Annotated in this window: 7 protein-coding genes; all 7 read right to left on the minus strand. The window is 60.0% G+C overall.

Translation table 11 applies throughout. The features are described from left to right. Position 1: 1 nt before the first annotated feature. The 7 genes from H1B37_RS00685 to H1B37_RS00715 all read right to left on the minus strand — a co-directional run bounded on the left by H1B37_RS00685 (position 2) and on the right by H1B37_RS00715 (position 13848). On the minus strand, positions 2-2548 hold the full coding sequence (locus H1B37_RS00685) for a DUF1592 domain-containing protein (protein WP_182864681.1): 2547 nt from the start codon (positions 2546-2548) through the stop codon (positions 2-4). Between the two features lie 13 nt (positions 2549-2561). Then, a complete protein-coding gene (locus tag H1B37_RS00690; protein ID WP_182864682.1) occupies positions 2562-4976 on the minus strand; it encodes an SUMF1/EgtB/PvdO family nonheme iron enzyme in 2415 nt (804 codons plus the stop codon). Between the two features lie 149 nt (positions 4977-5125). Further along, positions 5126-6064 carry a DUF4886 domain-containing protein gene (locus H1B37_RS00695; RefSeq protein WP_182864683.1) on the minus strand — a complete coding sequence of 313 codons (939 nt, stop codon included), beginning with the start codon at positions 6062-6064 and terminating at the stop codon, positions 5126-5128. A gap of 457 nt (positions 6065-6521) precedes the next feature. After that, positions 6522-9137 carry a DUF1588 domain-containing protein gene (locus H1B37_RS00700; protein WP_182864684.1) on the minus strand — a complete coding sequence of 872 codons (2616 nt, stop codon included), beginning with the start codon at positions 9135-9137 and terminating at the stop codon, positions 6522-6524. Between the two features lie 89 nt (positions 9138-9226). Beyond that, positions 9227-10564 carry a DUF1552 domain-containing protein gene (locus H1B37_RS00705; protein WP_182864685.1) on the minus strand — a complete coding sequence of 446 codons (1338 nt, stop codon included), beginning with the start codon at positions 10562-10564 and terminating at the stop codon, positions 9227-9229. Between the two features lie 452 nt (positions 10565-11016). Then, positions 11017-12276 carry a LamG-like jellyroll fold domain-containing protein gene (locus H1B37_RS00710; protein ID WP_286177259.1) on the minus strand — a complete coding sequence of 420 codons (1260 nt, stop codon included), beginning with the start codon at positions 12274-12276 and terminating at the stop codon, positions 11017-11019. A gap of 117 nt (positions 12277-12393) precedes the next feature. Then, the gene (locus H1B37_RS00715; protein ID WP_182864686.1) at positions 12394-13848 is read right to left on the minus strand and encodes a serine/threonine protein kinase; all 1455 of its coding nucleotides are present in this window, start codon (positions 13846-13848) and stop codon (positions 12394-12396) included. Between the last annotated feature and the right edge of the window lie 164 nt (positions 13849-14012).

The raw sequence follows: 14012 nt of genomic DNA on the forward strand, positions 1-14012 counted from the left end.
TTTACTTCGCTAAAAAGGCGTCGGACAACACGATCCCTTCGACCAGACTGTGCAGACTGTGTCCGTTGGATTTCATTCGATCGACCAAGGCGTCGATTGTAACGCGATCACTGGGCTCGACGATGCGGCCGAGTGCATAGGTGAACATCTTCTCGGCAAATCCCCGCAGGAACCGATCGCTTTGGGATCGCAATGCGGCGCGGTATTGCTGGATCGTCGTAAACTGCGTGCCGTCGGGCAACGTTCCGCTGGCGTCGATCACCGCTTCGTCGGGCCACCAGGGGCGTTCGCCGTCCTGCTTGGTCCGCCACTGCCCGGTGACGCTGAAATTTTCCAGCCCCAGGCCGTACGGATCGATCGTGCGATGGCAGTTGGCGCATGCGGCGATGGTGCGGTGTTGGTCCAAGCGTTGTCGCACCGTCAACCGTTCGCCATCGACGTTCGGTTCGACTTCACCGACATTCGGCGGCGGAGGTTTCGGCGGATCGTTGAACAGGACATCCAGGATGTATTTTCCACGCTCGACGGGCTTGGTTCGGTTGCCGTCGCTGCCCCACTTGTGCACCGCGGCCATCGTCGACAATCCGCCGCGGACCGACGGTTGGGGAAACTGAACGCGAACGAGCGTGTCGCCCGTCACATCCGGGATCCCGTAATAACGAGCCAGTGTTTCATTGGCCATCGTCCAGTCGCTATCCAAGAAGTCCAGCAAACTGCCTTCGCTGCGCAGGATCTCGCGAAAGAATTCGATCGGTTCGGCGTTGATGGCCTCGTTCAGCCCGGCGTTTTCGGATCGATAAAAATCACGATAAAGCCTTTGGTCGATGGCAAAGCGATCGAATTCATCCGCCTTGAGCCACTGACGCGCAAAGCCATCGACCAACGCGTCCGCTTTTTCGTCGGCCAGCATCCGCCGGACCTGTTCCCGCAGCACCTGCGGATCGGTCAGATTCTCCGTTGCAGCCGTCTGCCGTAGCGGTTCGTCCGGAATCGTGCTCCACAAGAACCGGCTCAATCGGAACGCCAGCTCGTTGTTGTCGAGTTCGGTGTCGCCGGTCGGGTCGACGACTTCGCCGGTGCGGACGCCTTCGCTGACCAGCAAGAACGCCGGGCTGCACAGCATCGCCACGATCCCCGAACCGACCGCGTCGGGGAACGATTCACCGTACTCCATTTCACTAAGAACGACGCCGACGATACGATCGATTTCGGTCTCGGTGACGTTGCGGCGAAACGCACGGGGCAGCAACCGGGCAAAGATCTCTCGCGCGTAAGCTTCGTCGAACTCCGACTCGTCGAGACCGCGATGGAAAATGATTCCGGTGCTCTCCGGCGGCCACTGGTCATACAACGGGCCTTCCAACTCGATCCAATCGAACAGGATGCGTGGCAGGTGGTCGGTCGTTCGGGTGTCGGGTTCGATGCGCCCTTGGTTCGGGAAACCCTGTGCGCCCAATTGAGCTTGCAGACGTCCCGCCAGGCTCGCGTTTCCATTCTTTGTCGCTTCTTCGGCGCGTCGACGCAGGTCGCTGAAGTGATAGTTGACCCGGCCGAAACCCGGCGCGTCGACAAACTCGATTCCGATCTCGTTGCCACCGGCGACGTCGAAGGCGCGTTCGACTTCGATCACTTCGGGATGTTCCAGCGTTCCGGGGACCTTGCCGAAATACAGATCGCCGTCGCCGCTGCGTTTGATGCGGATGTAGAGTGCATCGCGATCGCGAGGGTCGGCGCCCAAGCGGACGCGCAAACGATAACGTCCGCGAATCGGGATTAACTGGTCGTTCCAAGGGTGCCGCAGTGCTTCGTCGCTGCGCATCCCCTGGTTCATCGTGATGATGCCCTGGTCGGTCAGGATCGTCTCGCGTGACTGTTTGATGTACGCGATCCCCCCGCTGCTGTCTTCGTACTCCATTCGATTGCGACGCGTGGGAACCGGCGGCGGCCCGGTGACGATCGCCTTTTGGGCAACCAGCGCGGCGACGTCGAAGTACTTTTCCATCAACGAAGGGTCTAACAACAACGCCTTGCTGACGGTGTCAAACCCGTTCATCGTTCCGTCGGGCGGCAGCAGATCGAGCGGGCCTTCGCCGGGCAAAAACTCGACCGCCAACAGGTCACCGACGATGTTCGCGTATTCTCTGCGGTTCAGTCGCCGCATCAGCTCGCGGCCGCCGGTGCTGCCCGATAACATCGCCGCATGTTTAAGCTCGCCGGCGATCCAGTCGGCGACCGCAGACGCCATTGCCGCGGGCGGCTGCGGCTGGTCCTCCGGCGGCATCTCGCCCAAATTCAGGTTGTCCATCACCTCGATCCACTTCGACGCGGTTTGTGAATCGGTGAAATCGGCAGCCAGTGTGTCCAGCCTTAGATCGCCTTCTTGGGTGTCCGGCCCGTGACAATCGACACAGTAGGTTTGGATCAGTTTCTTAACGGAATGCCGGTAGAGCGTTGCGTCGTGCGGTTCGGCGGAATGCACGCTGCAACACGCGATCATGGAAATCGTGCAGATCAGGACGATCGATCGGAATGGGGCAGACTTGATCATGCAGGATCGGGGGTTAGTCCCAGGAAACGGTGTAGGCGATGACGTTGGTTTTTGGCATTTGGTCATTGAGCGTGTTGATCTGGTCTTCCGTGATCCCGGTGCCGTTGCGTGGCAACCACAACTCTCGCAACCACGTCGCTTTGGCCATCTTGATCATGCCCTCGTTGGTCAGTCCGGCGGCGGGTCGAAAGCCGCGGTTGGCCAACCACAACTTGCGAACGCTTTTCGCCGTCGCCAGGTACTCAAACGCGACGTCCTGCAATCCCGGCGTTCGCAACGACAGGTCGCGCAGATCCGGCAGTTCGGTCAACGGCCCCAGTCCCGATCCGGTGATTTGATCCGAGCTGATTGTCAATCGTTGCAGTCGATTAATTCGCCCGAGATGTTTTAGCCCTCGATCGGTGATGCCGCCTGACGTCAGCTGCAAGTCACGAATCGAGATGGCGCCGGATAACGCGGCGATTCCGGCGTCGGATAATCCGGCCTGGTCGGCGGACGTCTCATTGCCAAGTCGAAGCGATTCTAAACGTGGGATCGTTCCGAGTGCTGCCGCCGCGATGTCACCAGCAGCGTTGTCGGTCAGGTTCACGTCACGAAGTCGTTGCAGTTTTTCCAGGGCCGACATCGCCGCGTCCGAGATGCCAGTGCAACGTTGCAGGCTCAGTTTCTGCAACTCCCCGAGTTCGGCGATCTGCACCATGGTCGGTTTGCCGAGCTGAGTTTGTCCGTCCAGCGTGAGTGACTGAAGTCCCGGAAACAGCGACAAATTCGCCGCACCGGCGTCATCCATTGCACCGGGGTGACGATCCGGAGCGGTGCTGGCCAAGCTGCTCAACGGGCAGTTCGCCAGCGACTTCAGGTAAGCCCCTGTGGCTTGATTCTCCCAGACCAACAACGTTTCCAGGTTGCCGTTACCGCTCAGGTGGCTGATCCCGACGTCGGTCAGACGTGAGCCCGCATCATCACCGGTTGCGCCGTAGCATTCAAATTCGGTCAATGAACGGAAGCCGGAAAGCGACTCCAGGTGGTCGTCATCAAGTCGACCATCACGCGGAAAACGCAACGTGTTCAATTGCTTCAGCCGCGTCAGCACGGACAGGTCAAGCGTTTCGACGCCCGATCCGCTCTTGAAGACCAACGCCCGCAGTTGATGCAGCCGGGAGATCACGTCGAGCCCTTGTTGTGAGATTTGTGCATCACGGCCGCGCCAGCCGATGCTTAGCCGCTGCAGATCCGGCAATTTGGCCAAGTGTTCGAACACGGATTCGTCGACACGTGATCCTTCCAGTCGCACTTCGATGTCGATGCCGCGGGACGAATGCAGAGTTCCTCCGGCCGCTTCGATCGCCGCAATCGCCGCGAGTTCGGCCGTGTAGGCATCACGGACCGTGGTCGATGTCGCCGGATCGGCTTCACGGACGATGCGGAATCCGACATAGCAGGCGGCATCGTCGGCATCCCACGCGGTGCGTGAGGAGGATCGGCAAATCAGGTCCCCGTTGTACCAGCACCCGCCACGGATGACATGGAATTCGTTGGTCGTTGTTTGCGGTCGGTCGCGATTGACCGGGTCCACCGCAACGCCGCAGGGTTGGTCATAACGCGGCCGGGAATAGTCTTTATAAACCGTGTCCAGCCACAGATCCTCGCACCATTCCCAGACGTTGCCGTGCATGTCCGCGATTCCCCAAGGGTTACGGGTATAGCTGCCGACTGGTGCGGTGAAGACATGCCCGTCGCTGGGATCATTTTCCCAATCGAGTAACCATTGTCGTTCGGCGGCATGGTTGCGGTGTCGTTCCAGTTCGACGTTGCCCAGATTGGCGTGCTCGTGCACCACGCCCTTGGCAACGTCGCCGAACGAAAACCAGGTCGTGGTTCCGGCGCGGCAGACGAGTTCCCATTCCGCTTCGGTCGGCAACCGATATCGCACGCCGTCGCGTTGGCTCAGCCATTGGCAATACGCCTTTGCGTCGGTCAAGCTGACGCCGACGACCGGGTGATCGTCGGCTTGTTTGAAACCTGGATTCTTCCAGCTGAATTTTTGGTCGCGTAGAAAGTCATGCGATTGATACAGCGGCTTGTCGTCCGGCGTCGGATCCCAGCCGACCATTTTGGTCATGCCGCGTTCGGCGGTCGTTTGATAGCCGGTGGCGTCGACGAAGCGGCGGAACTGGCCGACGGTGACTTCTGTTTCGGCGATGTAGAACGGCTTGGTCACCCATGTCACGTGGGCCGGGCCTTCGGCGTTCCCGTAGCTTTGGCCGGTGGTCGACAACGGGAACGCTTGCTGCAACGCACGTTCGCCGCCGTCGGTTCCTTGAACGAAGCGACCGCCTTCGATGAACCGAAAGGCCGTATCGGTGGTCCGGCTGGATTCTTGTGCGACCAGCAACGGCGATCCACCGCAAACACCCCAAATGATCACCAACGCAGACGTCGCTACGCTCGCCAGAGCGTGGAAGGCGCCGGAGATCCACTTCGATGTAGCTACGCTCGCCAGAGCGTGGGAAATCTCGGGGATCCACCTTTTGGTGAAGGTAGCTACCTTCATGCGTCGACTCACGATGCTGCTTGTCATTTTGCGATCCCCGGCTTCCGACTTGCGACCGCCTGATGGGCCACACGACGGAAGAACATGGCGTCCTCCTCACTCATACCCTGCGGGCGGAACGACGTTTCGGTCGCATCATTTCCGGTCAGCACTTCGTACCAAACCAGTCCCGCCAGGAAACAGCCTTGGTTGTTTCCGTGTTTGAAATCCAAGCGAAACGCTTTTTGGTCGCCGTTGGTCCGCCAAAACCAACCGGTCACCAACGAGTGGGTCTGCTTCGGCAGTGCGGGGTAGACCGGGGTGTCGTAGTCAAACTCTGGATCGACCACCAGCACCTCGCGTCCTGAGGTATTGCGAGCCAATTGAAACGCGGTGCCGACGGGGATGATTCGGCTGTTTAACTGTTCTGCGACACTGTCGTACGCTGCAGCCAGTCGCCGGTACATTTCCTGTTGCGTGATCCCGTCCGATTTCAGCAGCGGAGAATCGGGGCGATAGGCCCATGTCTGGTGAACAAGGATTTCCGCCTGAGGAGCGTGTTCGCGGATGATCGCGACGAGTTGTTCGACGTACGGATGGTAGGATTCCGGTTTGTAGCTGAGCGCACTCATCTGTTGCAGCGTGACGTAATCCCATTGTTCGGCGGCCAGGTATTCCTGCAAACTGTATCGCTTGCCGGCGTCGCCACGGTAAGGTTTCTGGTCGGGATCGGTCGCGGACTTTTCTGCCAAGGCGGCATGTTTCTCGAGCGTGCAACCGCCGATGTTTGCCGTGCCGATGACGATGCGACAAGAACCGTCCGAGTCGGCGATCGATTCGAGATACCGGCACGCGTTTTGAGCAAAGCTGTTGCCGATCGTCAACACACGCACGATGCGGACGTCCGTCTCTTGACCACGGGCACCTGGCACCAGCAACGCGTGACAGATTGCAAACACGAATCCTACATGAAAAGCTTTCATCGCCACTCCCGGTTTCCTCGCCAATGTCTCGTTTTAGGGTTGCACAACCCTGGTTGTTCGTTCGGCCGTATTCTAACTGGACCGCAGCACTTCGGGATTGATTCAAGCACAATACCAAGCGACGTGTTGATTGAATCAGCCGCAGTTATCGCCGCCACACAACCGGGGCTAGCCCGGATTATTCATTAGCCGATGAGCGCTAGCTCACGGTTCATGTGCTTCCACGGCGATTGGCGGAGGAACCGCACGCTAGCGCGTGGCGGCTGATTTGCGCAGTGTGTTTTTGCAAGGTTAAACAGAAGATCTTCGGTTGCATGGCTTTGCGTCGTTTCGCTTCAATGCCGTGAAAAATCCGGGCTAGCGCGCACCTTCGGCTGATCGTTGGATTTTTCATTGCGACTGGATCAACAGGCCGCAAGCGAGTTCAGCTGCGAAAGAATCAGGTTGCGGGTGACTGCTACTGGGCGGTCGTCAGCATCTCGGGACCGCTGCGCGTGCGATACAGAAAGGCATCGGAGGTCAGCAGCGACGTGATCAGCGCGTTCATGCTGCCGCCGGATTCTTTGTACGCGCGATGGGCTGCTTGCAATACCGGCGCGTCGTGCAGCGTTTCGTTGCGGCCCATCCAAAAACGGAATGCGTGGCGCACGAACACCTGTTCGACACGCTCGCTCTCGGCAAGCCGTTGAATCATCTCGATGGCGTTGGCGACTTCGCCGTCGAGCGCGGGGTCACCCGAATCGATGATTTCGCCGCTGCTGTCGACCGGTTGGTTTAGCTCCAGCGTGCGATACACGCCCGCGTGGTTGTACATTTCGAACGGCAATCCCAACGGGTCCATTTTTTCGTGGCACGTCCAGCAATAGGTTTCGCGGGTGACCCGCATGCGCTGGCGCAGCGTGTTGTGGGGCTCGTCGGGCAGCATCGCGTCGACGGTGATCGGCACATCGGGGATGCCACCGCCGAGCAGTCGTTCGCGAATCCAGCGGCCGCGCAGGATGGCGTGGTTATCCATCGCATCGCTATGCGACACGAGCCAACTGGGATGGGTCAGGATGCCCATGCGTTGGCCTTCGGGAGCGGTGGCGAGAATCCGCTCGGGTTTCATCGAGCCGTTGCCAAAACTGCGACGACTGACGCGGGCAAAGATCTCCGCCCCGGACAGGTCCGCGGCGGCGATGCCTAGCTTTTCTTTGTCCAGCCGGTACTGTCGCACCGTCGCGGCGCGAGCCTTTTCGGCCGCCGCGACCGCTTTCTTCTTAGCCGCCAATTCCCTTTGTTTCTTCGGCGTGTCGCCGTCCGGGTTTTCCTTCAGCCACTTTTCAAGGTCATCCAGTTCCTGCCGGGCCAGTTTCAGCGCGGCGTTGTCCTTTTTCTTTGCTTCGGCCTCTTCCTGTTCGACCGCCGCCACCGCCGCATCGTGTTCTTCCTTGGTTCGTTTTCTACCGAAGTAGTACGTGTCTTTGTCCGTGGCGACCACTTTGTCGGTGGTCAGCAATTGTTTCAGCACGTCCTTGTCTTCTTGCAGGATCAATTCGACCAGGCGATCGGTGCTGGCGGTGGCATCGAACATGGCGCGGTAGTGCGATTCACCTCGCACGGTCACGCCGGTTTCCGTTAGCGCCTTGTTGTCCTTGCAGATGTAGCCGGCCAGGTCATAGTCGAAGTAATCGCGAAAGAACTTCAGGATGCGCGGCTTGCGGATGCTGTCGTCGCGGAGCATCCGCTGGACTTCGCGGCGGACATCGTCCCGCGTTCGCATCCGTCCTTCGATGATCGCCGTGCGCAGCTCCTGGTCGGGCCGGATGTAACGCAGTGCGTGATTGACGGCCAAGCCGAGTTCCCAGTCTTGCAGCATGACGCGCCCGTGCGGATCCGGCGTGCCGTAGGGGACCAGTTCCGGCCGGAACAGCGCATCGCGATCCAGGAAGATCGCCGACAATCCCAGGATGGCGCCGTCTTCTTTGCCGAGCTTCTGGATCGATTCGTTGACAATCTGCAGGTATTGATTCGATTCCCGTTCGTTCGGCGGTCGATACGTCAACGCCTCGAACAGAAAATCCACCGCGGCCCGAACACGCTGGTCCGAAACGCCGGCGTCCTTCATCAGGTCATAGACCGGTGTCAGCGGACGCACGACCTTGGTGCTGTAAACCAGGCTAGTCGGTAATCCACGCAGGTCACCGACCATCTTGTCGGCGATCGAATTGGGATCGTCCGTGATCTGATAGGGCTTTGCAATGCTCAGCGGGCCTTCGGCCATGTAGCGCAGGATGTCATCGGCCAGGTCCAGGATCTGAGTCGCTTCGGCGCTGTTGACGGTGTAGAAGTCGGGGTAGTTTTCCAGTCCGTGTTTGCGCGCCGAGGACAGGATCGCGGGGACGCTTTTGACGGACGTGGCGTAGGCGACCGTCCCGCCTTGCCACTTGATGATGCGGTCGACGCCGAAGTACAGCTTCAGTTCGCCGCCATGGTTGGTCGGCACGGCATCACCGTGTGTGCGGAGCCCCGGTTTTTCGGGATCGTACTGCGGTTCGGTGTTGATCAGCTCGTTCAGACGCGTGATGTGCTCTTGCGGCGTCACCCGCCAAATCCGAGCCGGCGAGGAGGTCGGGACAAGCTGGATTTCTTCGGGCAATTCGCCGAACAGCAATTCGTGATCGAGGAAATTGCCTTTGTGGGGGTCACGGTGGGCATGGAAGCCGCCCTTGTCGTGCATCACCCGCGACAGTTCATCCACGATCCAGTCGGAGAATTTTAACCGGTCGACCACCTCCACGTCCGCTGCGTCTGGCGGCGGCATTTCCTGGAGCGAAACCTGGGCCCACACGCTTTTCCAAGTGCCGGCGTTGATCTCGTCGACCGGTCCCAAATCGTGCAGCGACAGATCGCCCTCGGGGGCCGTCTCGCCGTGACAATCGATGCAGTGGTCGGCGAGAAACGCGCCCGCGAAATTTTCGAAGGTCTTCTCGGGCGCTTGCCCTGGGACATACGTTTCGGCATCAACCGATGGCAGCACACCGAACGACAGCCAACACGCGACGATCAGGACGCACGAAGTGGAACGAAGCATCCAGGGATTCTCGTGACGACGTTTCTGCCCTGGGTTGCTCGACTTCATAAGGGTTCCAACTTGGGGTCTGGAAACGATTCTAACCTGGCTCACGCGAGCACTTCCTTCAGCGGACCGTTGCCGGCGTCGTACTTTTGAGCCTGTTTGTCGTCCATGTTGAAGCGGTCGACGTTCTGGCCGACGGCGCGCAACAGGCTGGCATACAACGCGTTGATCGGACGCTTGCCATCCAGTTGGGTGAAGCAACCGGATTTAAAGGCGCCGTCCAGGTTGCCCAGCAGCATCACCGGCCAGTTGGCACCGTTGGTGTGTTGTTTGTCGGCGTTGTTGCTGGTGTAGACGATCAGCGTGTGGTCCATCATCGTGCCGCTGCCCTCGGGAACACTCTCCAGGGCTTCCATGATTCGGACCAGCATGCGGCTGTTGTACTGGCGGATTTTGATCCAGATCGGATTGTCCGGCTGTTCCATGTGACCCAGGTTGTGCCCCTGTTGCTCGATCCCCAGCCCCTTCCAGGCGCCGAAGATCTCCCCGCGTCCCGAACCGATCGTCAGGGTGTTGGTGATGCCCGAGGTCAGTGCGGAGATGCCGAGGTCCAACAGTCGATCGTGCCAGTCGGTTTCGAATTCGGGGTTGGCGTAACGTTCGTCCACCGTCGGTGCGAACTGGCGCAGATGATCGCTGACCGCGCCCAGCCGATTGCGCAGCCCGTTGGCGTCTTTGAATCCCTGGACGTATTGGCCGTAACGTTGGCTGTCGGCCGCCGGAAGCGAACGGCCCTTGGAGGCGGCGAACTGTTCGATTTGCAACATCAAGCTCGTCCGGGCCTCGTGCTGCAACCGAATGTCGCCGCTGGAGATGCCGCCATAAAGCATCTGATACAGATGGTTCGGATTGGAGTGCATGAAGATCGGCTGCCCGGCGCCGCTGGCTGACAATGTCGCCAGTGTCGGCTTGGTCGTCATGTTCTCGATCGAGTCCATGCCGATGCACAGGTGCGGCAGCAGCGTTTGCGGCAGCACCTTGCTCAATTCGTAATCGATCGTTGCCGCACTCGGCGGCACCCCGTCGCTGCCGCGGTAGCCGCCCAGGGCGCCGAAAAAGGCACTGTGGGAGGGACTGGTGTGCAAGCCGTGCAGCCCGTTGATGATGTGCAGCCGATCCTTGTACGGTTCCAGGGGGCTGATCGGCTCGGGCAATTTGGCCTTCCCGAGCGAGCCGCTGTTTTTCATCCCGCTGGGGATGCAGGTTTTGGGGTCGAAACCCTGGTTCTGCATGAAGAAAATGATTCGCTTGGGAGTCGTATTGCCAAAGCCCGGTGACGCGGCAGCGGGGGATGCAAGCAAAGGCTGCGTGAGACTCGAGGGGGCGAAAGCAGCGCCGACGCCGGCTGCGAACCCTCGCAGCATGTTTCTGCGGTTGATCATTATGACTCTCTGTGCGAGATCGAAGAATGCGTGTCGATGGTCCGGCTGAAAACGACGCTAAGGTCGTTCTGGCGATTGCCAATCGCCACCACGCACCGGCCGGAGGGAAGGGGAACGGCCGATCAGGGTAGGTCTGGGGGATGTGGCTGGCGGACCCGATTATATAACTAAATGCTTATCGGAGTCCAATTATTTCACGCTCCAGGAAATTAGGTGCCCGTTCCTGACGCATCCTTGTAGTCACGCCGCAGCTCAGTTTTCGTCCTTGACGATGCCTTCCGAGGGTCGCCGTGTTCTCCGAACTCGGCGCGTGCGTGAAAAAGCAAGCTTTGCCGCGCGCCGAGTTCGGAGAACACGGCGACGGTCGGGCCCCATCGAAAACCAAGCTATGGCGGACCACTCGAGATAACGCAAGCGAAACCCCAGTCTGCAGCGAGTACCCCCCATCGGGGTCAATCTTGTGTTGAAAGCTTCGCCAACTCGGCCAGCTCTCCGGCACCCAGGGCCCGATCAAACACCGCGACGCCGCCGATCCAACCGGTGAATCCGACGCTGCGGGAGCTGTGAATCACGCGGCCGATGGTGAAGGGGCCGCCGCTGCCGTCGTCCTTGGGCGTGTAGATGCCGTGCGGATACCACCACGGATTCAGCCGCAGTGCGACCAGATCGCGTGCGGTTTCGGTGACGCTTCCGTCGGGATGCTTCTGCAGTGTCACGCTGATCTTGGTGAACCGGTACTCCCGCTGTTCGGTCCGTTGGTCGGGGGTTTCGCCGGTGACTTTGACGCTGATCGGCTCGTCTTCCGGTGGATTGTAGAACTGATCGGCAGGAAAGTCCGGGTCTTCACCGGGCTGGCGGCCGGGCGTGCGGTGCCAGTGGCCTTGCATGTAGGCGTTGTAGGCCGAGCCCAGCAGCCCACCGCGACGCGGGTTTTCCAGCCAACGGTCGCCCGCCTTTCCGTCCAGCCAGCCGGTCAGCTCATCGCGGCGGTGATCAAACGTCATCGCGAAGCATTGCCACGATCGATCCAAAACATCGGCCGGAGAATCCGCCGGGACTTCGGGTGACTGTCCGAGCGAGTTGCATTTGTGCAGCGCGTACTTGTTTAAAAACGAACTGGCGCCGTTTTCGGAGACGTGACCACAGGCGCTGCCGGGTTTGTTCAGCCCGGCAAACAGCGCGTATTGCCGCTGGCCGCGTTCCACCTTGCGAATTCCGGCCGTCTCTTTTTGGTGCAGGTCGGTGCCCTCGTGCCAGATCCCTGCCAGGGCATGATTGCCGCTTTCGCGGATCGCCCAGACGACCACGGTCACCGATCGGTCCTCGCCTTTGATGTCCAGCGGAGTGTCGTGCAGACGCGATCGGGGCACGAACAAGAAGGGACGAAAATGCGGATCGGTCTCGCGGCGAATACGGATCGCCTGGCCAAACGGCCCCCGACCGAGTAACGGGAAATCGGCATAAGACGCCGCCCGTCCCTGGCCCCAATAATCTTTCACATAGTTCGCCGCATCCAGCGGATACTCGGTCGGCGCGCCATCGGCGACGTGAGCGGTGAAGCGTCGCTCCCCCTCCGGCTCTCGTTTGACAAAGTCCCAAAACGCGACCAATCCCGGCGTGTCGATGACGGTTTGTCGTGCGGTTTGATCATCCTGGGCGTCGGTCGCGACAGGAATGAACAGGCAGATGAGGAACGCAAGGAGATTTTTCATGGTGATCAACGACGACGGTGGTGGAGTATGCCTGTCGGCGGGGGCATCTGGGAGACAGGTCCCCAGTCTAAACGTTCGGCGTGAACCGCTGAACGGTTTTCACAACGTCTTCTCAAATCATTGAAACTCGTTGTACTGCACTCCCTGGGATCGACCGGAACGCGGTGGAGGCGCGGGGGCGTTCCGCTGGTGCGGATGCGGCGGGGGCTGCAGATGTGGTTGCCGATGCCTCCCCGAAGCACCGGGCGGTGGAGGATGCGTCGCGGTCGAACTGGGGGTGAAGGGCGAGTGTTTGACCGGTGACGGTTCGACCGTTCGGCCCTCGAAAAGCGGGCTGGATGCATTTTCGACAGGAACGATCTCAATCCCTGAATACCAGACGGCAAATCCCAGGACGCCCAGTGCCATTGCAGATTTCAACCACCGGAAACTGAAGTGGTAGCTGGTTGATTGGCCGGCACGCTGCGGCGGTCGACGCTCCAGAAAGCCGGTGATGATCAATGGCAACCGCAGCAACGTCACCACCATTCCCGTGATCGCGTCTCCGATTTGCTGCGTCCAACGTGAGGCGTTTCTTGCTGCACGCGCGCCGTTTGGAACCTTGTTCTCGCCCGACTCGGTCAGCAGTCGTGCCAGGCAGTCAGGCTGTGCAACGGGCGTTAGTGTGCGACAGACATCGCGAAAGGAATCGGGCCGCCGTTCGGGTGACTTTTCGAGCAGTTGGTCGATCAGGGCGACCACCGATCGAGGCACATCGCAGCGAAAATTCTTGATCCGTGGCGGTGGTGACTCCAGATGCGCATGGATCTTTGACGCCATCGTCGAATTGTCTGCGGTCGAAAAGGGCGCTTGTCCCGTCAGCAGGTAATAGAAGGTGCAACCGAGCGAGTAGAGGTCGGCTCGGAAATCGACGCGACGCGCATCGACCGCCTGTTCGGGCGCAAGGTAGTCGAGTGTGCCCATGATTTGTCCGGTTTCGGTCAGCGTTTCTCCGCCGACCGAACAGCGTGCCAGTCCCAGGTCCAAGACCCGCACGGTTCCATCCCGATCCAGCATGATGTTCGCCGGCTTGATGTCTCGGTGGATGGTGTCGTTGTCGACGATGAACTGGAGTGCGAGGGACGTTTGGCGGATGATCTCGCTGGCCGCTGCCACGCCGAGCGGTCCGTGGCGTCGCACGAGTGTTCTCAAGTCTTCGCCGTCGACGAAATCGGTCGCCAGAAACATCTTGTCGCCCACGACGCCACCGTCGGTGCAGCGCACGAGATTGGGGTGGCGCAGTCGGGCGGCGATTTGCGCCTCACGTTGAAATCGATCCAACGTCTGCTTATCGTTTGCGTCGACGTGCTGGAGAACTTTGATCGCGACCGGCAATTTCAACCATCGATGGATGGCATGATAGACCTGACCGTAGGCACCTTGTCCGATCAGTTTTTGGATTTCGTATTCGCCGATCAACCGTCCCGTCCAGTCGCCCGGCTGCAGGTTCGCCTTCGACCGATCCAAAGCGGTTGGCGGATTTCCATCGGCCGACTGATGTTTGACCGGATACTGGACGGTTGGTTGATCCATTTCGTTGCCCCTGACCTCGCGACACCCTTTTCTGACCCGCGTCACGCATCGACGGGCGTGGGCCAACGGCAGACACGTTTCGACGCGATCCACTCGATTCAAAGGTGGGACAATGAATCTGGCCAAGGTTCGGCCGACTCTGATTAGAGCGGCGGTCACACCGG

This window comes from Stieleria mannarensis, from assembly GCF_014154935.1.
GTDB lineage: Bacteria > Planctomycetota > Planctomycetia > Pirellulales > Pirellulaceae > Stieleria > Stieleria mannarensis.